Here is a 22,308-nt window from a genome sequence, read left to right on the forward strand (position 1 = left end):
ACGTTTTCATAGAACAACGTTTGCCCGGTTAAGGCAAACGCTTCTCTACATTACACGGATGTTGGACCAAGCAACAAACGCTCTTCAAGCACTCTAATAAATATAAAGATTGATCTGTTGGTTTGTCAATGTTCACAGAACAGTTCACAAATTGTTCTCAAAACTGTCAAAAACGCCGTCGTTCTAAGGATTTCATCGTTTGGCAGCAACCCTGAACCCCCGTTGCGCCATCCCTCCGTGCATTGCCCTCCTGAGCTAGGTCGACAGCCTTCGCGTTTTTGCTCCTTCCCTTCTTTTTGCCAAATCGACCGACTTTTATGTGCGCCGCCCATTGCATACTTTCGGGGTTGCGGTAAATCCTATGTCCATGTTGAATCTTTCAGGAGGGTTGTCCCATGCCGCGTCGTTGGTTCGTTCTAATCGGAGTTACCCTAATGATCGGTCTTCTAACCGCATGCAATTACAAATCCTACTTTCAGAAAAGCGCCAATGACTACGCGAGCCGTTCGGCTAACGATCCGAAAATGATGCATGTTCGCTCCTACGGCTCCTTAACGACCAATCCGAAGCAACATGAAAATCGCTATTTCGAATATAGCTCGGCGCTTTCCAATAAAGTCGCCGCTCTGCCTGGGATTAATACTGCCCTTGTATTCCTGACGGACAAAAACGCGTACGTCGGAATTCTGACCGATTGGACAGCGACAGGAACAGAGGCAAGAGGCGGGGTAAGATCGCACGAACAGGACAATACCGGCACGACGGAGGGCGTTTACAACGTCAGCAACGGCAGCCCGAAATGGGACAATCGCCAGGTGGCAACGCCTTATAACTCTTATTTCTCCCACAAAGATTATGGCGATCTTTCCAGCGAGCTTCGGCAAGTGATTGGAACTACGATCAGAAACTCTTTTCCCCGGGCTCAGGAGGTTCATATCTCCGCTAACAGGGAATTCGTGAATCAATCCCTCGAATTCGCGAAAGTCGCATGGCTGAAGAAACCGCTCGCCCCGTTGACGGCCGACTTCAACACCTTGGTCCTCTATACGTTCGGACAAGGAAATACCATTCCGCTTCCGCTTTATTTGAAGCAACAGCCGAGTCACTGAAGTCCAACGGGCGCTCGCCGGGCAAGTTAGCAAAGTAAGTTTGTTAATTATGCATCCGTAGGCGCTCGTCGGGCGAGTTAGCAAAGTAAGTTTGTTAATTCTGCATCCGCAGGCGCTGGTCGGGCGAGTTAGCAAAGTAAGTTTGTTAATTCTGCGCTTAGCGAGCATTTGTCGCCGAGTTAGTAACGAAAGCTTACTATCTCTGCGCTCAGCGAGCATTTGTCGCCGAGTTAGTAACGTAAGCTTACTATCTCCGCGCTTATCGAGCATTTGTCGCCGAGTTAGTAACGAAAGCTTACTATCTCTGCGCTCAGCGAGCATTTGTCGCCGAGTTAGTAATGAAAGCTTACTATCTCCGAGTTTAGCGAGTTTTGTCGCTGAGCTATCTCCGCGTTCTAGGACATAATAATCACCGAGTCAGAACAATCGGCCCTTCGGATGTGATCGCGACCGTGTGTTCGAATTGGGCGGCCAAGCCGCCCTCCATGGTCAAGACCGTCCAGCCATCCTCCGCGATATACACATCCGAAGACCCAATCGTGAGCATCGGTTCGATAGTTATGACCATGCCTTCTTTAAGCTTACGGCCCGTTCCTGCCTTACCTACGTAAGGCACTTCAGGCGGCTCATGCATGGATCGCCCGATCCCGTGCCCGCCGAATTGGCTAACGATTCCGTATGCTCCCGCTTCAGCCACCCTGCCTACAGCCTCTCCTATATCTCCGATTGTTTGCCCTACTCTAGCTTCAGCGATCCCATTCACCATCGCTTGATGCGCCGCTTTGCGCAACATACTTGCTTCAGGCGTGATAGCTCCGACAGCATAAGTCCAAGCCGTATCGGCCATCCATCCGTTAAACTCCACGACAAAATCTAACGTCACGATATCCCCATCCTTCAGAAGCCGTTCGTTGGGCATCCCGTGACACACGCAATCGTTCACAGCCGCGCAGATCGCATAGGGATAGCCATGATACCCCTTCTGAGCGGGGCTTGCTCCATGTTCGTTCATATATCTTTCGGCATAATCGTTTAATTCCAAGGTGGAAACTCCCGGTTTAACCCTTCTCCCTAGCTCTCTCCTAAGCTTACCCGCCAAACGTCCCGCGATCGCCATCCGGGCAAGCTCTTCCTTCGTGCGGATTGGCACTGCACCGCTGCCTCTTGCCACGCTCACACACCTCCCGTTACTTCATTATCCTATTCCGGGGGAGGCGGAATCTTTACGAATGTCTCCAATATTGCGAAGGATTTCAACTGAGATCGTTGAATATATTCTTGTACATAAGCGAAGTAGAGAAGAGGTTCAACATGCGATATCGAAAAAGTCAGCAAACACCTGTTTGGATAACCGCCGTTCTAGCGATTCTTCTGTTTACCGCCATCGTTTTACAGCCATCATCTCACTTGACAGCGAATACCTCTGCATCCGCAGTCAATGTCCCAATAGCCGAGCACCCGTACTTGACGTTCCATTATTCATTCGACGACAAAATCGTAAAGCTAAAGCCGGGCATGAGCAAAGGGGATATCGACCAACTTCTGGGCAAAGGGACGACCTATCGTTCGCCCGGGTTCGATTACGACAAGCATGGCGATTTGATCATCGCTTACGAGAATGATCAAGCCGTGTATTTCTCCGCGGACGACGAACAGGCCTCTCTCAACGGCACGATCGACGCATCGTCCACTATCGAGAAGGTTAGGCAGCAGCTTGGAAGCCCTAGCATCGAGAAAACCGGCGAGTATTTTTTTAAGGAAATAAACGGCGAGATTGCCCAAGTAAAAGCGGATGAAGAAGTAAAGGGCATTCCGAGCTCGTCGCTTTACCTCCTGCGTTTTTATTCTTCCTACGCCGATGAACTCTACTCCTTCTCCATCGAGCGGGGCGATTTCAAAAACATAGCGGAGACGAGAGTCGCTGCCGGCAACTCTCTTGCGGGACTACCTTCCAAACCGAAACCCTTCGCGATGTGGGATCTTTCCGTTCAAAGCGGGAACGGTAAAAGCAGAGTCGCAATCGGAATGAGTAAATCCGCGGTGGACAAACACCTTGGAATTCCCGAGTCGTACGATGGGTTCGGGGGAAAATGGTATGTCTATAACGGCGTGGAAGTGTTCTATAGGAATAAGAAAGCAGTGGCCATTCGCATTTCGCTAGGAGAGGATTACACGGAAATATACCGAACGCCGAGAGGTTTAGGGTTATTAAGCAACGTCGCAAAACTTATCAAACTTTACGGCCAGCCGACGAGCAGATCCGAAAATAGCATGGAATACATTTTTTACAAAAGCAAAACCGGTCTTATTAAAATGCCGCGCATATTGGGCCCGTTAGAGAAGCGCCCGCCCGCAGAGCAAACTTACGTTATTAGCATTACCAAAACCAACGATGGCAACGAACTCATCGACTATTTGCTTATATCCGACTACAAATTCGCTTATGCCCTCTAAGAAAGGCCGTCAGGGCTCTCCCTGACGGCCTTTGACCTTTGAAATCTTGAACAAAGTATATCTTGCTCGTTCCTGTCCCACGGATTTAGTTCGATCTACGCTCACTACGACGCGCAAACACAAAAAAACCGACCGGGAAGGCTGTCGCCTATCGTCAGTCGGCTATTTCCCCCGCTGTCAAGATGCGGGGGAATTTAATTTAGTCAGCTCGCGTTCTACGAGCATGGTTAGCTCATCTTCATATCCACCGGTAATTCGGTATTTGCGGATGTAATCTCTTACGAACTTGCGCGGATCCTTAGGACGGAAAATTCTAGTCAGTTCTCGCAAACTTTCTTGAACCTCGTTGTGGCTGCGTTTGGCCATGCAATTCCCTCCCAGTGGAATGGATTCCGCCCCGGAGCATCACGGAACGGAGGCGGTATTTCGCCACCCGGAGAACCGAATTAGGGTTCTGCCTTCAAGCTTCGATGTTCCACCGCTACTTGCCATTAAGGAAAAACGTTCCTGCATTTTTCCATTATACCATTTATCAGCTGGAGGATAAAGTAAAATACGATAGGCCCACGTCACCATGGAAGTTAGCCCTGGGAAGGCGTTCCCTCGCCGTTCCTGACCTCGAACAAGTGTGCCTTGCCCGACAACGAAAACCGTTCGCCCGTGCGTAGTTCGTATTTCACGCCCGGCTTAAGACGTTCTCCGTTGGATAAAAAAGTCCCATTAGACGAACCGTTATCCTCAAGAATAAATAAACGGCTTTCTTCCGTGAATCTAAGCGTACAGTGAACTCGGCTGACTTCCGAAGCCTCATAGGGAAACAGGATCGCGCACTGGGAGGGGTCCCGGCCCAGCGTCAATCGCCGGTTCAAGATTCGATAGCTATGGCCCGCATGCTCCCCTTCGATGCCGCATAATCTCGGCTCCTTCTCATCCGCGGGCTCTGCATCAGTTGGATACGAAAGAATTTGGGTAACGGGAATCGTATAATCAGTCAGCGGATCATCCTCATATTCAGGATTCGGCGACGTTTCCTCGTCGCTCCAATCGTTAATGCTATTATCGTCAAACAGCTCTTGGTCTTCCATAGCCGTAGAGGCAGCGTCGTTATTTTCTTTGCCCTTAGCCGTCATCTGCAGGAAAGCGACAACGGCTCCTACCGCGACGGCAATCCCTACCCCTAGCGCAGCTAATAAGGGGAGCGTTCCTACGTTGACCTGCGTAGCTGAAGTTTCCCATGAGCCTGCGGCGAATGCAGGAATGGGCAACCCTAGCGTTCCAAAAACGACTGTTGCAGAGCATGCCATTCTCATGGCGAATGGGGTGAAAAATTTTCCCCTAGATTGATTTTGTTCCCTCCCTTCTCGTTCATTACGCTCGCATTCCGCCAAAACCGTCACCTCCGTCCTCTTCCGCAAATGGTTTACCTTGCTAATGTAAACGCTTTCCTTTTTTATCGAAAAGAATTGTCGTCATTTTGATATATGCATCCAGTATAACGAAAATGATGTATTCCAGCAATCGATGCATCCATATTTTAGCTAATTTTAATGTTGTCTTCCTTCCTTTTATGGCGGCATTGCATTCAACCTAAATACATGTTCAAAGGCTGTTCCGCAAGCCATTTCGACCTTGCGGAACAGCCTATGTCCCCCATGGATGTTCCCTATGGATAAACCCTATGGATCATCTCTTAATTTGCGCCGCAGCACCTTCCCGATTATCGACAAAGGAAGGCTCTCCCTGAATTCGTACTGTTTGGGAACCTTGTAAGCCGCGAGCCGGTCCCGGCACCATCGGTCCAGCTGCATTTCCGATACCTGCCAGCCCTCCTTCAGCACGATATAGGCTTTCACCGTCTCCCCGCGATATTCATCGGGCACGCCCAGAACGGAGGCTTCCTTCACCGCGGGATGCTCGAACAAAATTTCCTCCACCTCCCGAGGGTATACATTGAATCCGCCGGCAAGGATGATGTCCTTCTTCCGATCCATGATCGTGAAGAATCCTTCCTCGTCCATTGTCCCCAGGTCGCCCGTCCGTAACCATCCGTCCTGAAGCGCCGCTTCCGTCTCTTCGGGTCGGTTCCAATACCCCGTCATGACTTGCGGGCCGCGAATGACGAGCTCTCCGATCTCTCCGACGGGCAGAGGGTCCAAGCTGTCTTCTCCGACGATTCTGACATCGGTGTCGGGAAGAGGCACACCGATCGAACCTGATTTACGATACCCCCAGATCGGGTTGCAATGCGATACCGGAGACGCTTCGGTTAGACCGTACCCTTCGATTAACCGTCCGCCGGATTGCCGCTCGAACTTCTCCTGCACGTCGCGTGGCAGAGGTGCCGCACCGCTTACGCAAATTCGCACGGAGCCTAAGTCTCCTTCTTGCGTCAAAGGATGATTAAGCAACGCGATATACATCGTCGGCGCCCCCGGAAATACGGTAGGCTTACGGCGGCGAATCGTCTCAAGCACCATTTTCGGATCGAATCGCGGCACGAGAAGCAACGTTCCAGCCTTGTAGACGGCTTGGTTAAGCAATACCGTTAAGCCGAACACATGAAACATAGGCAATGCGGCCAAGTACCTTTCCTTGCCCTGCTCCATGCGATAACACCAAACCGCTACCTGCATCGTATTGGCCAGCAGATTAGCATGCGTCAGCATAACCCCTTTGGGCTTTCCGGTAGTCCCTCCCGTGTATTGAATCATTGCAAGCTCCGTGCCCGAGTCCATTTCCTCGCAAATCTCGGTTTCCTTACCGCGCCTTAACACGGTAGACCAGCGCATTATTCCGTCTGCAGCTCTATACTTTACTTTTAGTTCCGGGTATTCCTTGCGTCGTTTAATCGGGTACAATATATTTTTCGGAAAAGGAAGCCCGTCGGACAGCGAGGTCACGATAACGTTCTTAACCGCCGTACCCTCAATCGCTTTACTGACTCTCGGCATAAGTAAATCCAATGTAATGAGAGTCGTCGCCCCGCAATCGACAAGCTGCGTGTGCAGCTCCCGCTCCGTATAGATGGGATTAGTCTGAACGATGACAGCCCCCGCCATCAGCCCCGCATAATAGGAGATGACCGCTTGGGGGCAATTGGGCAGCATGATGGCGACCCGCTCTCCCTTGGCAACGGGAAGCGATTTTAGGGCATTCGCCATTTTACGGCATTGGCGCAGCAGCTCCTTGTAGCTGTAACTCTTACCTAGAAAATCAATCGCTTCATGATTCGGGAACTCGCGCGCGGAATCGATCAGAACTTTGGCGATGTTGTGCTTGGGATATTCATAAGTAGGTGACACCTGGAATGGGTAGTGCCGCAACCATGGACGTTCGCTCATCTGCGGTTCGGTATCCTCTCTCACGCTGCTTGCCTCCTCAGAGTCCGACATAACTTTCGGCAGAGATAACGCGGGCGGAAATTCGTTTGCGCAGGACGGATAAATCCGCCGGGTCGAATCTGAGCAGCCTCTTCAGCACGGACAGCTGCAACCGCAGATTTTCCCCTTTTTCCAATGTCGCCAGAATGGATCGCGAGCGTCGACCGGCTCTCTCGACTGCTTCCTCGGCGAATAAAGCCGTCATGTCTATTGGTTGCTGCATGCTTTGGGCTACGGTTGGTTTAAGCGCTGACTTGCGAGTTCTAAGCAGGGCGCTTTCAAGCGCATAAATATCGATCATGGCATCGGCAAGCGCTGCCACGATCTCCTGCTCTCGCTCTAGTCTTAGCCCGTGTTTCTGTACCGCAAGCCCGCCGACCATCAGGAATACTTTTTTTAATGCGGCAAGGATTTCGGTCGGTTTGGTCAAAGGGTTCAGCGCGGAAGACGATGCAGTCGAAAGAGGGGCGGGGTTCAGCAGTTCGCGTTGAAGCGCTTGGGCTCTCTCGATAAGAGGCAGCTCACCCTTTAATGCCCGCTTAAGCAGGGTTGCCGGGATTAGGAGGCGGTTAATCTCGTTGGTACCCTCGAAGATCCGGTTGATCCGGGAATCCCGGTATAGCCTCTCGATCTTATATTCTTGGATATAGCCGCAGCCTCCGTGAATCTGGACGCCCTCGTCAACGATGGCATCCATCGCCTCGGACGCGAACACCTTGTTAATGGAGCACTCTAGAGCGTACTCCGCGATGGCTTTTGCCGCTTGCATGCCTCCCGTCGGCTGCTCTAGATCGACTTGCTCCAGCGACTGGTCGATGAGACCGGACGTCCGGTAAACCATGCTTTCGTTAATATAGGTAAGGGTATTCATATCCGCAAGCTTGGAGGCAATCAGCGGAAACGAGGAAATCGTTTTGCCGAATTGCTTGCGCTGGTTAGCGTAGGAAGCCGATAGCTGGATAGCTTCCTTCATGCCGCCAAGGCATCCAGCCGCCAGCTTGAATCTCCCGATATTCAGAATATTGAAGGCGATCAGATGGCCTTTGCCCACTTCCCCTAGCAGATGATCGACGGGAATACGGGCATCTTCGAAATAGAGAGGACGGGTGGACGAGCCTTTAATACCCATCTTATGCTCCTCCGGTCCAATCGAGAATCCCGGAGTATCGCGCTCGACGATAAAAGCGCTGAAGTGCGTTCCGTCCACCTTCGCATAGACGATGAACACGTCCGCGAATCCGGCATTCGTAATGTAAAGCTTGGAGCCGTTCAGAATGTAGTGACGGCCGTCCTCGGATAGGACGGCGTTCGTCCGCGCGCCAAGAGCATCCGAGCCGGAGCCCGGCTCGGTCAGGCAATAGGCGGCGATTCTTTCTCCGCTGGCCAAGCTTGGGAGCCAGCGGCTCTTCTGCTCCGGCGTACCGAAGAAGACGATGGGAAGCGTCCCGATTCCGGTATGCGCAGCTACCGAAAGCGCGAACGAAGAAGCCGGCGCTAATGTTTCCGTAAGCAGCGCCGTGCTTGTTTTATCGAGTCCCAAGCCTCCATAGGCTTCCGGTACGTCCGCGCCAAGAAGTCCGATTTCTCCGGCCTTGCGCATGAATTGCACCGTTAATTCATAGTCCAGCTTCTCGATCTCGGCGTCGCGGGGCTTGATATCCCGCTCCACGAAAGCGCGAACCGTCTCGGCTAGCATGATCTGTTCCTCCGTGAAATCCTCCGGCGTCACGATCTGATCCGGCTCTGCGTCATCCACTACGAATCTGCCGCCGCCCCCTGCAGGTTTAGACATCGTGCGCCACCTCCTTTCCGGGGAATGAAAAACCGAACTATTCAACCTCGAAAACTCCCGCCGCCCCCATTCCGCCGCCAACGCACATCGTGACCACTCCGTATCCGCCGCCAAGCCTCAGCAGCTCATGCAGCAAAGTAACCGTTAGCTTAGCTCCCGTGCAGCCTAGCGGATGGCCGAGCGCGATGCCTCCCCCATTGACATTGACAAGCTCCGGGTCTATTTCTAGCCTGTCGATGACCGGTATGCATTGCGCGGCAAAGGCTTCGTTGATTTCCCAGAGAGAAATCTGCTCGGTCGCGAGTTTCGCTTGCTTCAGCGCCTTGGGAACGGCTTCTATAGGACCGAGTCCCATGATCTCCGGTTGGATTCCCGCGGCAGCATATGCCCGAAATACCGCCATAGGCTGAATACCTAGACTTTCGGCTTTCTCTCTGCTCATAAGGACGACCGCCGCGGCCCCGTCGCTGAAAGGCGAAGAATTGCCCGCGGTAACCGTTCCGTTTAACGCGAAGGATGGCTTGAGGGTCGATAGAATCTCTTCGGAGGTATCCGGCCGGACGCATTCGTCTTTGGAAATGGTCAGGGATTGGCTTTGCAACTGACCCGTCGATGGGTTAATTGCGGTCGTCGTTGTTAGGAGAGGGGTTATCTCCTCTTGGAAGCGTCCCGCAGCCGCAGCCTGCGCGGCTTTGCGATGGCTATCCGACGCGAAGCGGTCCTGCATCTCCCTGCTGATTCCGCAGCGCTTGGCGACAAGCTCCGCCGTATGCCCCACGCCCATGTAGGCGGTTGGCATCGCATCCCAGAGACCGGGGTGCGGAGAAAGCTTGAAGCCGGTCATCGGGATCCGGCTCATGCTTTCCACACCGCCGGCTACGACCGTGTCGGCCATCCCGCACTGAATGGCGGCGGCAGCCTGGGCGATTGCCTGAAGGCCCGATGCGCAGAACCGGTTCACGGTGACCGCAGGAACCTGGACGGGAAACCCGGCATGCAGCGTCAGCAGCCGGGCAACGTTAAGTCCTTGCTCACCTTCCGGCATCGCGCAGCCGATGATGACGTCGTCAATGCCGGACGGGTGTAATCCCGGCACACGCTTGACCGCCTCGCGCAGCACCGCGGCGCCAAGGTCTTCCGGTCGGGTTTGCGCGAAGCCGCCCTTCTTCCCCCGGCCAACCGCCGTGCGTACCGCCGAGACGATGACGGCTTCTCTGCCAGTCATGGCATTCCCCTCCTTGTTGCGATCGACTGCTAGCCGCCCCCGAGTGTGCCTAGGGCATTTTATTGACCTTCATGCGCCTTGCCTATCACATTTCCATTCGCCCAGGGTAATTTTTTGGCCTTCATACAACGCCACTACCGTCACTCTCCAGCACCAAGGTCACTTTTTAGCCTTGGCGTCCTTCAACTAAAGTCGTTCTCCAACATCAAGGCTAATTTATGGCCTTGATAGCAGGGTATTGGTTGGTTTGGTGTCCGTCATAGTCGCTTTTTGCGACGATGGGAGGCACAATCAGTTGCGAAGCGGCTTGCCGGTGGCGAGCATCTGCCGCATGCGGGCTTGCGTGAGCGGTTCGCCGCATAGGCTGAGGAACGCTTCCCGTTCCAGGTCGAGCAGATGCTGCTCGGGGATGGCCATCCCCGCCGGAACGTCTCCCCCGGCGAGAACACCCGCCAGCTTACCGGCAATCTTAGCGTCGTGATCCGATATATAGCCGCTGCGCCGCATAGAGGAGACGCCCAGCTTCAACAGGGTCGCTGCCTCTCGGCCGCCAACTCTGACCTGCCGATCCGCGTCGGGAACCGCGTAACCGCGACGATCCAGCTCCAGTACCGCGTTTTTCGCTTCGGCAATCCTCGTTTCTTCTCGCATCGAGACCCCGTCGCCAGACCTCCAGTAACCAAGCCTCTTCGCATGATGGCCGCTCTCCGATACTTTGGCCAACGCGATCGTCTCGAACATCTGGGAGATCGGCGACGTCACGTCATCCAATCCGGCTGCTTCCGCGCGATCCTGCGCTAGAACGGCAGCGGCCAAACATCCGCCTCCTGCCGGAATTAATCCAACCCCCGTCTCCACAAGTCCGAAGTACGTTTCCGCGGCAAACAAAATCCTATCCGAGGGAAGGCACGCTTCCACTCCTCCTCCCAAGGTCATCCGATGCGGCGCCGCCACGACCGGGCGCGGCATAACGCGAAGCGATTGCATGCTCATCTGAAACTCCCGGATGATAAGGTCGATTTCCTCCCATTCCCCGTTTTCCGCTTCCATTAGCAGCAGCATGAGATTGGCCCCGACGCAGAAATTCCGGCCTTCGTTGGCGAGCACTAGCCCTCGCCAGTTGCGGTCTACCTCCTCGGAAGCCTGGCGAATAGCGGATAGCACTCCGGGGCCTATCGCATTATGCGGAGAATGAAACTCTAGACATGCCACGTCATCCCCAAGATCGATCAAGCTCGCGCCATCCGCGGCGAAGACGGTCCTCCCTCGATCGCGCAGCATGCCTAAAGATAGTACCTCCGGCCTTTCCTCCACGAACTTGTAATGGCCTTGCGAATAATGAAACACGCTTCCCGCTTTCCGCACGTAGAAAGTCCCGGAGCCCTTATCCAGCAAAGAAGCTACCGGCGCCGGAACGGCCTTCCCCCTCTCCTCCAGCTTAGATGCCGTTACCGCCACTCCAAGGGAATCCCACGTTTCGAAAGGGCCTTCCTCCCAGTTAAAGCCCCATTTCATCGCTTGGTCGATTTCCAATACGGTATCCGCGATCTCGCCGAGCTTCTCGGCAGAGTAACAGAGAGTAGCCTCCAGCACGTCGCGGGCAAACGCAGCCAACCGGTCCTCATCAGCCGCCTCCAGCAATGCCTGCAATTTGGCCGAAGTTCCTTTCGCCATTTTGGCTGCTTCCAACGCATGCGAGGCTGGTTTCCTACGCGAACCATAAGTCATCGTGGCGGGGTCAAGCACTTGTATCCGGTCCTTGCTTCTTTCGGCGTCATTTTTGCGGTAGAAGCCTCCTCCGCTTTTTTCCCCGAGCCACCCCCTCGATACGAGCTCTTCGACGATCGCGGGCGCGGCGAAAGCCGCAGCCTCAAGCGGATCCGTTATGTTCTCCCTTACATTGCGGCACACGTGCAGAATTGTATCCAGACCGACCAAATCCAACGTTCGAAAGGTAGCGCTCTTAGGCCGCCCCAACAACGGACCGGTTACGGCATCTACTTCGTCTACCGTCAAACCGTGCTTTTCCATCGCTTGAAGCGCCACCAGCATGGAATACGTTCCGATCCGGTTCGCGATGAAGTTGGGCGTGTCTTTGGCGATGACCACTCCTTTGCCTAGCCGATCTTGGCAAAACCGCGAAACATCGGCAACAGCCTGCGTATCCGTATCCCGGCAAGGAACGATTTCAAGCAGCTTCATATAGCGTGGCGGGTTGAAAAAATGCGTCACCATCGCATGCCGGCGACACGCCTCCCCGCACACCGAGGTCACTTCATTAATCGATAAACCCGAGGTGTTGCTGCTGACGATCATTCCCGGTCTCCATACGGAGTCGATCCTTTTCCACACGCTGTGCTTTACGTCTAATTTTTCGGAGACTGCTTCGATTACCCAATCGCACTCCGACAATTGCGCCAAGTCCCGATCCAGATCCCCGGCCCGAATACGCGCCGCGAATGCCGGATCGTACAGAGGCGACGGCTTCGTCTCCTTCAGCCTGGCAATCCCCTTGACCGCCAGCCCCTCTAGATCCAGCAGCAGGCACGGAATACCGGCATTCGCTAAGTGAGCAGCAATGGCTGAACCCATTACCCCCGCTCCGATCACAGCCGCTTTCCGCACATTCCACAATCTGCCTCACTCCTTTCGGCGTTTTCTCCTCGCTATTTAGGAAGCATCGCTCCAAAGAACACCCATTTAATCGACTTCATATTCGTAAATTTATTCCTACGCCTGCCCTGCATATGCTCATCTCGGCAAAAAAGGACACGCAACACCGGGAACGGGCGCGAATCCGCTTTCAAAGGAAACGATAGAGACGCAAAAAGAGACGCGCCCAGGGCACGCCTCTTTTCCGCTTACTATTTATACCGGCTCGTTGGACAAGATTACCGCTTCGGCTTGCAGAAGCCATTTCCCGTCGACCTTGTTGACTTCGTTTAGGAGGACGCTCTTCAATTTCGATTTCTGGCCGTTCGCTTCGACCTCGGTGGTCGTGGAGGCTAACAGGATGGCTTTGTTCGTTCCGTCATATTCCACGATCGTCCATTGGTCAGCGGTTACGGTCATGACGGACGTCTTGAAGAATTCCTCCAGCGATTTTTTCAACACTTCTTTGTCCGGGAAGTCAACGAGCGTAGCCGCATATGCTTCAACGTTCTTCTCGTTGGCGGCTTTTATTTGATCCGCGAAGACCTGTCCGATCGCCGATTTCTCCGCGTCCGGAACGGCAACCGACTGTTCGAATAAACCCGGAATGTTCGTGTATTCCATGGCTAAAACTTCTACGTTGTATATTTTCCAAGATCCGTCCTTGGCCTTGTGCAAGGTGTAACGGCTTTGAGATTTATTATCCGGGAAGAAGTCGCCGCTAACCTTCTTGGTATCTTCGACGAGTACGGCAACGGCTGCCGTATCCGAGTAGGATTCGATGTATTTGCCTTCGATGACGGTCTTCGTCTTCGTGCTGTTCCAATTTTCTTCCGCTTCTTCAATATTCAGCAGGGCATCATCGGAGAGCAAAGCCTTAAATCCAGCCTTATCATCGGCCGCTTCTATCAGAAGCAGCTTGTTGAACAGCTCGTACACGGCCGCTCTCTGCTCGGGCGTTGGTCCCTGATAGACGATGGATATCGATTTGCTTTTACCGTTCCATGTCACCTTGTGGTTCGTTAGCAATCCCGCAAACCTTACTCCGACCATTGTTTGTCCATTATGCTCGATGATTTCGCCGGTGCTTTGTACCATCTCGCCGTTGACGAAGCTCATGTCTGCGCCTATGGCAGCTTCGATCTGGAAGTCCTCGCCCGTCGCCAGGAAGGATTTGGTCGTCGGGTCGAACTGCGTCTCATAACCTAGCTGATTGAACAGCACCTCGTACTCTACGAAAACTTTGCCTTTTTGCACCAGCAATCCGGTCTTGAAATCGACGGCCTTTCCGTACACGACTACTTTAACCGTGCTCGATTTACCGGCTTCGGCTGCGGCAGCGGATGCGGTACCCGCCAAGGAAAACGCAAGAACGATACATGCCAATAGGGATATCAAACGTTTCAAGCCAACACCAGCTTCCTTATTATGTCATTGCCTCTCTCTAATCTATTCTATTTCACCTTCTTAATTCAAGTATTAATAGAATCATTTATGATGCGATCTCAACCAATCATTTGCTGCAGATCCTCAAGCGTAGGCTTCTTGAACTTCACCTTCACTTCTCCGTCTCCCCATATAAGATCATCGATTTTTAATAACTTAGGCAGTTCCTCCCCGATTGGGATGACCCGGTCCGAGAACATGGAATCGGGCAACGTTATCCCTTTCATCTTTGCCTTCTCGACGGTAGCGACCACGTTCGGGTTGTCCCAGCGAAGGCGGTAAGTGATCGCTAACCCGGCTGAGATTCGGTTTTTCCAAATAATATTCAGATCTGCTTGCAGAAGCTCCCCATCTAAAGTGAAGTTAGCGCCCGTTACGATAACGTCCTTCTCGACTTGCGGATTTTCAGCTATCGACTTCTTGGCTAGATTATTCAGGTCCTCCGAAGTCAAAATCATCTCGGGAGATAACCTGCGCACCATACTAATCGCCCGCTGCTCCAGCGGTACTTGCTCGTAAGCCAAATCCAGCTGTTGATCCGGTTTGACATAATACAGAGCACCTACTCCCGCAATAACGATAAGAAATGCAAATAGGAACAATCCGATAAATAATTTTTTCATAGGGATCCCCTTTATAAAAAATGGCATTCAACGATTGACTTCCGGGTCAAGGAAGCGTATAACAGGAGGTATATTCAATGACGGGAACACATTGCTTGCCCCTTCAATCTCCAGAGAGTCGGCGATTTGCTGCAAGTCGACGATTGAAGCCCAGGACAATATCCTCCCCGAGAAGCGGCGCCGAAACCTAAACGTAAGCGCCGACGGTTTCCCCCGTTACGGGACGTCGTATACACACTATACGACACGCGAGCGCCTAACGTTGCACCCTGCGAGGATGCAAGGTTCGGAACGAGGGTGGTACCACGGATGACAATCCGTCCCTTTTACGGGGCGGTTTTTTTATACCCTAAAACGTATATCTCATTAATCGTTAACCCTAGAAAGGATGATTTCGATGGCACTATCTCAATCCCGTTCCGATTACGCCGTACCTCTAGCCGATATTCTTAACGCGCATAGGGTCCTTCAGGAAGTAGTTAGCCAAACCCCTTTGCAGCTGAACCGTGCCCTGTCCGCTAAATTCGGCTGCAATGTTTATTTGAAAAGAGAAGATCTGCAGGTCGTGCGCTCCTTCAAGATTCGCGGAGCCTACTACCTTATCGCGTCTTTACCCGAAGAAGAGCGAAAAAAAGGCGTTATCTGCGCAAGCGCGGGCAATCACGCCCAAGGCGTGGCCTACTCCTGCCAGAAGCTTGGCATTACCGGGATCATTTACATGCCGGCCACGACGCCTAGGCAGAAGATCAACCAGGTGAGGCTGTTCGGCGGAGACAAGGTAGATATCCGATTGATTGGGGATACCTTCGACGATGCCTATGCAGAGGCCATAAGGGTCAGCCAAGAAGAGGGTCTGCCATTCGTGCATCCGTTCGACGATGCGCGGATTATTGCGGGTAACGCGACTCTGGGTAAAGAAATCATAGAGGGCGGCGCTCCCTCCATCGATCTGCTGCTCGTTACGATCGGCGGGGGCGGATTGGCGGCAGGCGTCTCCACTTATATGAAAGCAATAAGTCCTTCAACCAAAATCGTCGGCGTAGAGCCCGAAGGAGCTCCTTCCATGCAGCGTGCCTTGGAAGCACACGAGGTTGTCACGCTTAAGGAAATCGACAAATTCGTGGACGGGGCAGCCGTCAAGCGGGTCGGCGAACTCACGTATGCCCTATGCCGCGACCTGCTGGATGACATCGTCATCGTTCCCGAAGGCCGTGTTTGTACGACGATATTGGAGCTATACAATGAGCATGCTATCGTTGCCGAACCGGCGGGAGCTTTGACCGTCGCCGCTCTCTCCGCCCTCGATCCCGATACCGTGCGCGGGAAGAATGTCGTTTGTATCATCAGCGGCGGGAATAACGACATCGACAGAATGCAGGAAATCAAAGAACGCTCGCTCATTTATGAGGGGTTGAAACACTATTTCATGATCAACTTTCCTCAACGGGCAGGAGCGCTGCGCGAATTTCTGGACGACGTGCTCGGACCTAACGACGACATCGTGCAATTCGAATACACTAAGAAACACAATAAAGAGAATGGCCCCTCTCTTGTCGGCATCGAGCTGAAGTGCCCGGAGGACTACGACAGCCTGGTAGCCAGGATGAACGGCAAAGGGTTTCAGTTCATCGAGCTGAACAAAGACCCTATTTTGTTTAACCTGCTCATCTAATTTTGACACAGCCTCCCTTTACGTTTATCCCTATTTTACACTCGGACGTTACAGTGAACATAGAACTGTACGTTCTGACTAACCGGGATAAGGCGAGGTGCGCAAATGACTAAACGAAGAAAAATCTTCATCTTGTACGCGCGGTTCGGAGAAGGTCACTGGCAGGCTGCTTCCGCGCTGCGGCACAGCTTTGCGAATCAGGGAAACACGGAGATTAGGCTCATCGACCTGCTGGCCGAATCCCATCCCGTCCTTAACGGAGTAAGCCAATACGTATATAACAAGAGTTACCATGTTCTGCCCCAAGTTTACGGTTGGGTATATGAAGCGACTAAAGGCATGAAATCCAATTCCATGTTCGCTTCCTGGTTGCATTCCTTCGGCGCTGAAACTTTACAAAGACTCGTGGAAGATGAGCGCCCGGATGCCATCGTCCATACGTTCCCGATATTGGTATTGCCGTTCGTGACCCAGAAAACGGGACGTAAAATCCCCATGTTCAACGTCGTTACGGACTTTGACCTGCACTTCAGATGGGTTCACCCCGACGTGGATAAATATTATGTTGCGACGGAAGATATAGGCAGGCAGCTTTGCGAACTTGGCGTTGATCCCTCGCGCGTTGCCGCCACCGGGATCCCGATTCGGCCAACCTTTATGTCAGGGACAACCGGAGCTCTGGCCGCTTCCTATTATGATCTGACACCCAGTAAACCAATCGTACTCGTAATGGCTGCTGCGAGCATACCGTGGACCGAAACCGCCGAACTAAGCCGAAAGCTGGCAGAGCGATGCAATGCCCAAGTCGTTATCGTGTGCGGGCGTAACCGATCCTTGCGGGCTTCCTTATCGAATGAACTCTTGACGATTAAGGAAATCACAGTGTTAGGATACGTCGAACACATTGATGAGTTAATGAGTATATCTGCCTGCATCATCACCAAGCCCGGCGGACTGACTTTATCGGAAGCTATTTTCGCCGAGTTGCCTATTTTTCTCTATCGCCCCGTTCCCGGACAGGAACGCAACAATGCCCGTTATTTGGCAAGCAAAGGCGCTGCGGTCATCTGCCAAACGGTAGAGCAAGCAGGAAAATCCGTCACGGAGCTGCTGGAAAAGCCCGAACGCCGAATAGAGATGAGGAAAGCTCTTAAGGCGCTTAGCAAAAAAGGAGCATCGGACAGCATCGCCTTGGATATTGCCCGCCAATTGCATATAATGAAAGAGGTTTCCTTGGCTTACGGTTCGATTCTGATTGAAGGTTGATTAAAGGAGAGCTGCCTGTGAGCAAGGCTTCTATAAAATCTTTTTTCCAATCGGACATGCTGCTGTTTCTGGCGATTCTCTATTTAGTGGAGTTCGTGAGAGGCGCGGCTTTGATCAGCTTTCTTCCGATCTATGGGGATAAGGCGCTCGGCCTCGATTTGGACGTCATCGGAGCAGCCATTACGGCCCATTACCTGACGGACACGAGTTTGAAGCTTGCCATCGGATATTTGCTTGATCGCCTGTCTGTTCGCACCGTCGTATGCATAGGATTACTATTCTCGTTCGTCGGCATCGCCATCCTGCAATTCGCGGATATCCCGTGGATATTCATCTCTGCCGCAGCCATATACGGAATTGGCATCTCTCCAATTTGGATCGTCTGTCTCACAAAGGTGAATGAAAACCAGCGCGCTACCCAGATGGGCTTCCTATATACGATCTGGCTCGTGGGTTTAGGCAGCGGGCCCGTCGTTACGAACCTTCTTCTGGATTTCAACCTCGATCTGACTTATTGGGTTATGGCGGGAGTGGCTCTTGCGGCGTTTCTTCTATCCCTCTTTATTCGCGGAGGACGAAGCGTTCACATTGACGTCGTCCCGTTCCGACAGCAATTGGCCATCCTCGGGAGCCGATTGCGCGATATGAAGCTTCTCCTGCCCGGAATGGTCCTGCAGACGCTCGGTGCGGGCATGCTGTTGCCCATCCTGCCGAGCTTCGCGGTTAACAGTCTCGGAATGACGGCAACTCATTATTCTATCCTGCTTATTATTGGCGGCGGCTGCACCGTTGTCGGACTAATTCCGATGGGTAAGCTTTCCGATTCCTTAGGAAAAAAATGGTTCCTCATTGCCGGATTCTTGGCATTCGGTATCGTATTGTTCGCCCTGACCCAGCACCCTCAGCTCGCATTAGCGTTATTCTGGGCTTTCGTGCTCGGTATCTCCTATGCCGCCGTACTGCCCGCATGGAATGCATTGCTCGCGGCCTATGTTCCCCCAGGTCAACAAGGCCTCGGGTGGGGAGTGTTCTCCACGGTTGAAGGAATCGGCGGCATTATCGGACCGATTATCGGCGGGTTTCTTGCCACTCGATTCAGCGAATCCTCAGTCGTCGGCTTGGCTGGAATCATGTTTATGATCATCAGCTTATTTTACGTCTTCTTCCCTTTCCGGTTATTTAAGGGGGATTCGTTGCCTCCCGCAAAAGAATCGTAGTAGTACATTACTTGCCGCTTGGGTTGATTGGAGTTAAAGAGAATGTGGAACGCGCATTGGACTTGGACGGCCGCATGGAGCTTATCTGAATGGATCAACTATGCTAAAGGCATGAATCTTGAAGACATCAAGGAATGGCTTCACCGCTATTCCGAGTATGGGCCTCTGCCCGGTATTTTGCTTCCTTTTCTGGAGGCTTTGCTGCCTATTCTGCCTTTGGTCGTATTCGTTGTTGCCAATGCGGCCGCTTACGGAATTTGGCTCGGATTTCTGTACTCGTGGATCGGCGTGACTTCGGGTTCCATAGTCGTGTTTATACTCGCAAGACGGCTCGGTTATCGTTATGGGGATCGGATTCGCAAGAGGTTTCCTAAATCGGAGAAGTTCTTCGGTTACGTGGAACGGAAAGGCTTCACTCCGATCTTCCTGCTCGCATGTTTCCCGTTCTCCCCTTCCGCGCTCGTGAACATCGCTTCCGGATTATCGAAGATCCCGTTGCATACGTTCCTAACCGCGATGGCCCTGGGCAAAGCGGTCATGATATTCACGCTCTCCTTTCTCGGTTACGACTTGCAAGCGATGGCCGATCAGCCGTGGCGTATCGTGCTTGCGATCGCAATTCTCATCTTGATGTGGCTCGGCGGACGCAAACTGGAAAACCGCTATCATTAAACATTTAACTTTGACATAGCCAAGCATAACCCGTTCCCTCCGGTGGAACGCTAATCGAGCAATCGATCGCAAAGGAGGGAATGGTCATGTCGGGCGAAAACCCTTCCGCCAATCAGAAAGCGGCCAGCAAGGCACAATCGGAGGCAGATCGTTCGGGAGTAGGCAAGCAGAAAGCGCGCCAGCTTCAATCGGATGCCGATAGAGCAGCCGTTCCGAAACACGGATTGTGAGGGAGAGCATACCATGAGCGAAACCAACAAGGATAGAATGGAACCCATTTCCGGCGAGAAGGTCGAAGTGAACGGGATATACGAGAACGAATGGGGACGCGAGGAAAGGCTCATGCGTGGAGATACGTTTCCCGCCGATCTGATGCTTGGCAATACGGAATGGAAACTATCGGAGTTGATAGTGGACAACCATCACGAAGGCCGAACCGATGGACGGCTCGTCCCTAAAGAAGACGACTTAAACAAGCGAGGCAAAATCGATCACCCTCGGCGGCAGATGGACCGTGGAAAGAAATAACTTCAACGAGAAAGACCAATCGGTTTTTACCGATTGGTCTTTTTTGTTTTTGTTGTTGGCTGTGTCGGCAGCTATTTTTTCGCTTCGTCAACGGGCTCCAACTCTTCCTCCCGGTGAAGCCACCTTTCAATCAGCTTGTCTAATCGGCGTAATCTCTCCTCATACGTATAGACAGCCGAGGTGATAACGAACAGGCGGGCCCTGGCAGTCAGATCCTCGTCCGTACGCTCGCCGATCATCTCCGTCAGCAGCATGGAAGCTTCGGGAGGAGGAGCCGCAGCCGATGCGCCAGGCTTCATTTTCCCTTCCCATTTCCACAGCAACTGCTCGTGATAGCCGCACAACGATTCAATATGCCGATCAATAAGTTGATTCCATGATTTGCTTGTCGAAACGGCCCAATAATGATCCTCCACCGCATCGATAAGCGTGTTGCCGCGTTCAAGCGCCGTAAGCATTCCTTTATACACGACTAATAACCTCACTCGCTTAAGCCTCGAATTCTTCCTGAATACCCGCTCCTCGGCGAAGAGCTCGTAGAATTCATCCAGCTTGCGAAGCCTGCTTCTCAGGCGGTTCTGTTCTTCCCGGTATACGTTCTCCTTCAGTTCGTTGGACACGACGGTCCTGAGCAAACGGGATAACAGCGCCTGAACCTCTTCCACCTGCTTCATAAAGCGATTGCGATGACGCGGCGGCGCTATCGCTACGTTAACGGCGAATGCGGCAACCATCCCCGTCAAAATTGCGGCTAGCCGGTCAAAAGCAAGATTCCATCCTTGGCCTTGTGCTTCCATGATGACTACGACCGTTACCAGCGTTAGAGCGATGGTTTCTTCCGTCTTCAACCGGATGCACAATAAGATCACGCAGATACATACAAAACCTACGAAGACAGGCGTGTTTCCGAGGAGCCATACGGCGGCGATCGCGATGATCGCCCCGAGCACATTGCTCTGAACTTGCTCCAATACCTGCATCCAAGATCGGTAGATCGAAGGCTGTATGGTGAAAATAGCCGCAATTGCCGCGATAAGAGGCGAATCCAATCCGACTAAAGTGCCAACCCATAGCGCAATCGCGACGGCAAGGCCCGTCTTTATCACCCTTGCTCCGATCGTCATGCGTTGTCTCCTCTCGCCGCCGGTTGGAGAAGATTAACCTCGGCGGTTGCTGCCTCTTGGCCGTTCACGACGAGCGCAAGCTGATGGATGCCCGGGTAATGGCGGCGAGTGGACAGGTCGGCGAAGGAGAAGCTCCTTCCGCCTTGCAGCAGGCTGCCGCCCGAAGCCGTTTTCTCGCTAAGCTTAAACAGTTTGCGGTAAACCTTCCCCGTCGTTCGCGGAAAGGATACCGCGAGCTCCAATCTCAGCTTAACCGGCTCATCGGCCGGTACTTGAAGGCCATAACGGAACTCAACGGAGCCGCCGATTTCCAAAGCCGAAGGCGTAACGGTCCACTCCGTCACTTGAGCTTCCGGTACCGGCACGATTCCGAACAAAGCCATAGCCGCCGGGTCGGCGGATCTTAATAGCCCCCTGCACCCGTGGCGAACGATCCAATCCGTTTCCTCCCGAGCGCCTATCCACGACTTCGCGATAGCGAGAACCTTGTCCGGATGATCCTTCGAGATATCGTTCAGATTATTCGCAACGCTTCGCCTCACGTATTCCGACGGGTCCGCTTTCAGTCGCTCCAAGATCGGCCATATCGGGCTTGGATCCCGCTTCAGCGCAGGCAACGCATCCGCCCAAGGCAACCGAGGGCGGCAGCCTTCGCTCGCAAGCCTTCTTACATGCTCGTTAGGATGCCGGCTCCACAGCTCCATCTGAGCCATCATGCGAGGCTGATCATGCTTCAAATAGGGACGCACGGCAAATTCCGAGGAAGACATCCTCGTGAATAACTCGAGAGCCGCCACGGAACGCTCCCAATGAGCCAAGCCATATACCTCGACAAAATCGGGGAAAAATAAATAAGGAAAGCCTCGGCATTCCTCCGCGATCGCTTCGAGCACGTCCAGCGCTGCTTCATACTCTGCCGGCAACGCAGCCCCAAGACTCGCCGTGATTCGGCGCATCCGTCCCTTCAGCTCCAACTCGTCCCATCCCTCGGCAAGCGCAAGCCGAACGAAGGCCTCTCCATCGAATGCAGGATAGGCCTTTCGTACAATATCATTAAATGCTCTAAGAAAAGGCTCGTTATACATCGCCTTGAGCGGTTCCGCCATTCCGATTCCTCCTGAAAAGCATATACCATCTAATTGTGACAA

General features: G+C 53.0%; 19 protein-coding genes and 1 other annotated feature. Of the genes, 8 read left to right on the plus strand and 11 right to left on the minus strand.

Annotated features, from left to right (window positions below; all coding sequences use genetic code 11):
- Nucleotides 1-395 precede the first annotated feature (395 nt).
- Nucleotides 396-1,109 (plus strand): hypothetical protein, encoded by a 714-nt coding sequence (locus E2980_RS18520; protein WP_135153709.1) that lies wholly within the window; start codon nucleotides 396-398, stop codon nucleotides 1,107-1,109.
- Between the two features lie 409 nt (nucleotides 1,110-1,518).
- Here E2980_RS18520 and map read toward each other — a convergent pair whose 3' ends face one another.
- A complete protein-coding gene (map, locus tag E2980_RS18525) occupies nucleotides 1,519-2,280 on the minus strand; it encodes a type I methionyl aminopeptidase (protein WP_276322337.1) in 762 nt (253 codons plus the stop codon).
- 140 nt (nucleotides 2,281-2,420) lie between these two features.
- Between map and E2980_RS18530 the strand changes: the two genes are divergently transcribed.
- A complete protein-coding gene (locus E2980_RS18530) occupies nucleotides 2,421-3,563 on the plus strand; it encodes a hypothetical protein (RefSeq protein ID WP_135153710.1) in 1,143 nt (380 codons plus the stop codon).
- A gap of 177 nt (nucleotides 3,564-3,740) precedes the next feature.
- Here the strand turns inward: E2980_RS18530 and E2980_RS18535 are convergent, their stop codons facing one another.
- The 8 genes from E2980_RS18535 to E2980_RS18570 all read right to left on the minus strand — a co-directional run bounded on the left by E2980_RS18535 (nucleotide 3,741) and on the right by E2980_RS18570 (nucleotide 14,681).
- Entirely contained in the window at nucleotides 3,741-3,929 is a 189-nt protein-coding gene (locus tag E2980_RS18535; protein WP_135153711.1) for a hypothetical protein, read from the minus strand.
- A 215-nt stretch (nucleotides 3,930-4,144) separates the two neighbouring features.
- Entirely contained in the window at nucleotides 4,145-4,960 is an 816-nt protein-coding gene (locus E2980_RS18540) for an FHA domain-containing protein (RefSeq protein ID WP_167747178.1), read from the minus strand.
- A 279-nt stretch (nucleotides 4,961-5,239) separates the two neighbouring features.
- Nucleotides 5,240-6,904 (minus strand): long-chain-fatty-acid--CoA ligase, encoded by a 1,665-nt coding sequence (locus tag E2980_RS18545; protein WP_135153752.1) that lies wholly within the window; start codon nucleotides 6,902-6,904, stop codon nucleotides 5,240-5,242.
- A gap of 37 nt (nucleotides 6,905-6,941) precedes the next feature.
- The gene (locus tag E2980_RS18550) at nucleotides 6,942-8,735 is read right to left on the minus strand and encodes an acyl-CoA dehydrogenase family protein (protein WP_135153713.1); all 1,794 of its coding nucleotides are present in this window, start codon (nucleotides 8,733-8,735) and stop codon (nucleotides 6,942-6,944) included.
- Nucleotides 8,736-8,772: 37 nt separating this feature from the next.
- Nucleotides 8,773-9,960: a thiolase family protein gene (locus E2980_RS18555; protein WP_135153714.1), complete on the minus strand. Its 1,188-nt coding sequence runs from the start codon at nucleotides 9,958-9,960 to the stop codon at nucleotides 8,773-8,775.
- A 291-nt stretch (nucleotides 9,961-10,251) separates the two neighbouring features.
- The gene (locus E2980_RS18560) at nucleotides 10,252-12,594 is read right to left on the minus strand and encodes a 3-hydroxyacyl-CoA dehydrogenase/enoyl-CoA hydratase family protein (RefSeq protein WP_276322338.1); all 2,343 of its coding nucleotides are present in this window, start codon (nucleotides 12,592-12,594) and stop codon (nucleotides 10,252-10,254) included.
- Between the two features lie 234 nt (nucleotides 12,595-12,828).
- Complete coding sequence (locus E2980_RS18565) at nucleotides 12,829-14,019, minus strand: copper amine oxidase N-terminal domain-containing protein (RefSeq protein ID WP_135153715.1); 1,191 nt, start codon at nucleotides 14,017-14,019, stop codon at nucleotides 12,829-12,831.
- A gap of 98 nt (nucleotides 14,020-14,117) precedes the next feature.
- Nucleotides 14,118-14,681, minus strand: a complete 564-nt coding sequence (locus E2980_RS18570) for a hypothetical protein (RefSeq protein ID WP_135153716.1) — start codon at nucleotides 14,679-14,681, stop codon at nucleotides 14,118-14,120.
- A gap of 68 nt (nucleotides 14,682-14,749) precedes the next feature.
- Nucleotides 14,750-15,009, plus strand: a binding site (T-box leader).
- Between the two features lie 69 nt (nucleotides 15,010-15,078).
- Between E2980_RS18570 and ilvA the strand changes: the two genes are divergently transcribed.
- The 6 genes from ilvA (at nucleotide 15,079) to E2980_RS18595 (ending at nucleotide 20,036) form a co-directional block, all read left to right on the plus strand.
- Nucleotides 15,079-16,353, plus strand: coding sequence for a threonine ammonia-lyase IlvA (gene ilvA, locus E2980_RS18575; RefSeq protein WP_135153717.1), 1,275 nt, complete (start codon nucleotides 15,079-15,081; stop codon nucleotides 16,351-16,353).
- A 105-nt stretch (nucleotides 16,354-16,458) separates the two neighbouring features.
- Nucleotides 16,459-17,619 (plus strand): MGDG synthase family glycosyltransferase, encoded by a 1,161-nt coding sequence (locus E2980_RS18580; protein WP_135153718.1) that lies wholly within the window; start codon nucleotides 16,459-16,461, stop codon nucleotides 17,617-17,619.
- Between the two features lie 17 nt (nucleotides 17,620-17,636).
- A complete protein-coding gene (locus E2980_RS18585) occupies nucleotides 17,637-18,836 on the plus strand; it encodes an MFS transporter (protein WP_276322339.1) in 1,200 nt (399 codons plus the stop codon).
- 42 nt (nucleotides 18,837-18,878) lie between these two features.
- Nucleotides 18,879-19,508 carry a TVP38/TMEM64 family protein gene (locus tag E2980_RS18590; RefSeq protein WP_135153719.1) on the plus strand — a complete coding sequence of 210 codons (630 nt, stop codon included), beginning with the start codon at nucleotides 18,879-18,881 and terminating at the stop codon, nucleotides 19,506-19,508.
- Nucleotides 19,509-19,594: 86 nt separating this feature from the next.
- On the plus strand, nucleotides 19,595-19,738 hold the full coding sequence (locus E2980_RS24325) for a hypothetical protein (RefSeq protein ID WP_167747179.1): 144 nt from the start codon (nucleotides 19,595-19,597) through the stop codon (nucleotides 19,736-19,738).
- 13 nt (nucleotides 19,739-19,751) lie between these two features.
- A complete protein-coding gene (locus E2980_RS18595; protein WP_135153720.1) occupies nucleotides 19,752-20,036 on the plus strand; it encodes a transposase in 285 nt (94 codons plus the stop codon).
- Nucleotides 20,037-20,107: 71 nt separating this feature from the next.
- Here the strand turns inward: E2980_RS18595 and E2980_RS18600 are convergent, their stop codons facing one another.
- Together E2980_RS18600 and E2980_RS18605 are read right to left on the minus strand one after the other, a co-directional pair.
- A complete protein-coding gene (locus E2980_RS18600) occupies nucleotides 20,108-21,160 on the minus strand; it encodes an FUSC family protein (protein ID WP_135153721.1) in 1,053 nt (350 codons plus the stop codon).
- Entirely contained in the window at nucleotides 21,157-22,266 is a 1,110-nt protein-coding gene (locus E2980_RS18605) for a DNA alkylation repair protein (protein WP_135153722.1), read from the minus strand. The genes E2980_RS18600 and E2980_RS18605 overlap by 4 nt, the downstream gene beginning before the upstream one ends.
- Nucleotides 22,267-22,308: the final 42 nt, after the last annotated feature.

Source organism: Cohnella luojiensis (assembly GCF_004564235.1).
Classification (GTDB): Bacteria; Bacillota; Bacilli; order Paenibacillales; family Paenibacillaceae; genus Cohnella; species Cohnella luojiensis.

What these genes read in the sequence shown, in the direction of transcription:
- E2980_RS18595 (WP_135153720.1), top strand. Translation starts at nt 19,752, where the DNA reads ATGAGCGAAACCAACAAGGATAGAATGGAACCCATTTCCGGCGAGAAG.
- E2980_RS18590 (WP_135153719.1), top strand. Translation starts at nt 18,879, where the DNA reads ATGTGGAACGCGCATTGGACTTGGACGGCCGCATGGAGCTTATCTGAA.
- E2980_RS18545 (WP_135153752.1), bottom strand. Translation starts at nt 6,904, where the DNA reads ATGAGCGAACGTCCATGGTTGCGGCACTACCCATTCCAGGTGTCACCT.
- E2980_RS18535 (WP_135153711.1), bottom strand. Translation starts at nt 3,929, where the DNA reads ATGGCCAAACGCAGCCACAACGAGGTTCAAGAAAGTTTGCGAGAACTG.
- E2980_RS18570 (WP_135153716.1), bottom strand. Translation starts at nt 14,681, where the DNA reads ATGAAAAAATTATTTATCGGATTGTTCCTATTTGCATTTCTTATCGTT.
- E2980_RS18550 (WP_135153713.1), bottom strand. Translation starts at nt 8,735, where the DNA reads ATGTCTAAACCTGCAGGGGGCGGCGGCAGATTCGTAGTGGATGACGCA.
- E2980_RS24325 (WP_167747179.1), top strand. Translation starts at nt 19,595, where the DNA reads ATGTCGGGCGAAAACCCTTCCGCCAATCAGAAAGCGGCCAGCAAGGCA.
- ilvA (WP_135153717.1), top strand. Translation starts at nt 15,079, where the DNA reads ATGGCACTATCTCAATCCCGTTCCGATTACGCCGTACCTCTAGCCGAT.
- E2980_RS18600 (WP_135153721.1), bottom strand. Translation starts at nt 21,160, where the DNA reads ATGACGATCGGAGCAAGGGTGATAAAGACGGGCCTTGCCGTCGCGATT.
- E2980_RS18520 (WP_135153709.1), top strand. Translation starts at nt 396, where the DNA reads ATGCCGCGTCGTTGGTTCGTTCTAATCGGAGTTACCCTAATGATCGGT.
- E2980_RS18580 (WP_135153718.1), top strand. Translation starts at nt 16,459, where the DNA reads ATGACTAAACGAAGAAAAATCTTCATCTTGTACGCGCGGTTCGGAGAA.
- E2980_RS18605 (WP_135153722.1), bottom strand. Translation starts at nt 22,266, where the DNA reads ATGGCGGAACCGCTCAAGGCGATGTATAACGAGCCTTTTCTTAGAGCA.
- E2980_RS18555 (WP_135153714.1), bottom strand. Translation starts at nt 9,960, where the DNA reads ATGACTGGCAGAGAAGCCGTCATCGTCTCGGCGGTACGCACGGCGGTT.
- E2980_RS18530 (WP_135153710.1), top strand. Translation starts at nt 2,421, where the DNA reads ATGCGATATCGAAAAAGTCAGCAAACACCTGTTTGGATAACCGCCGTT.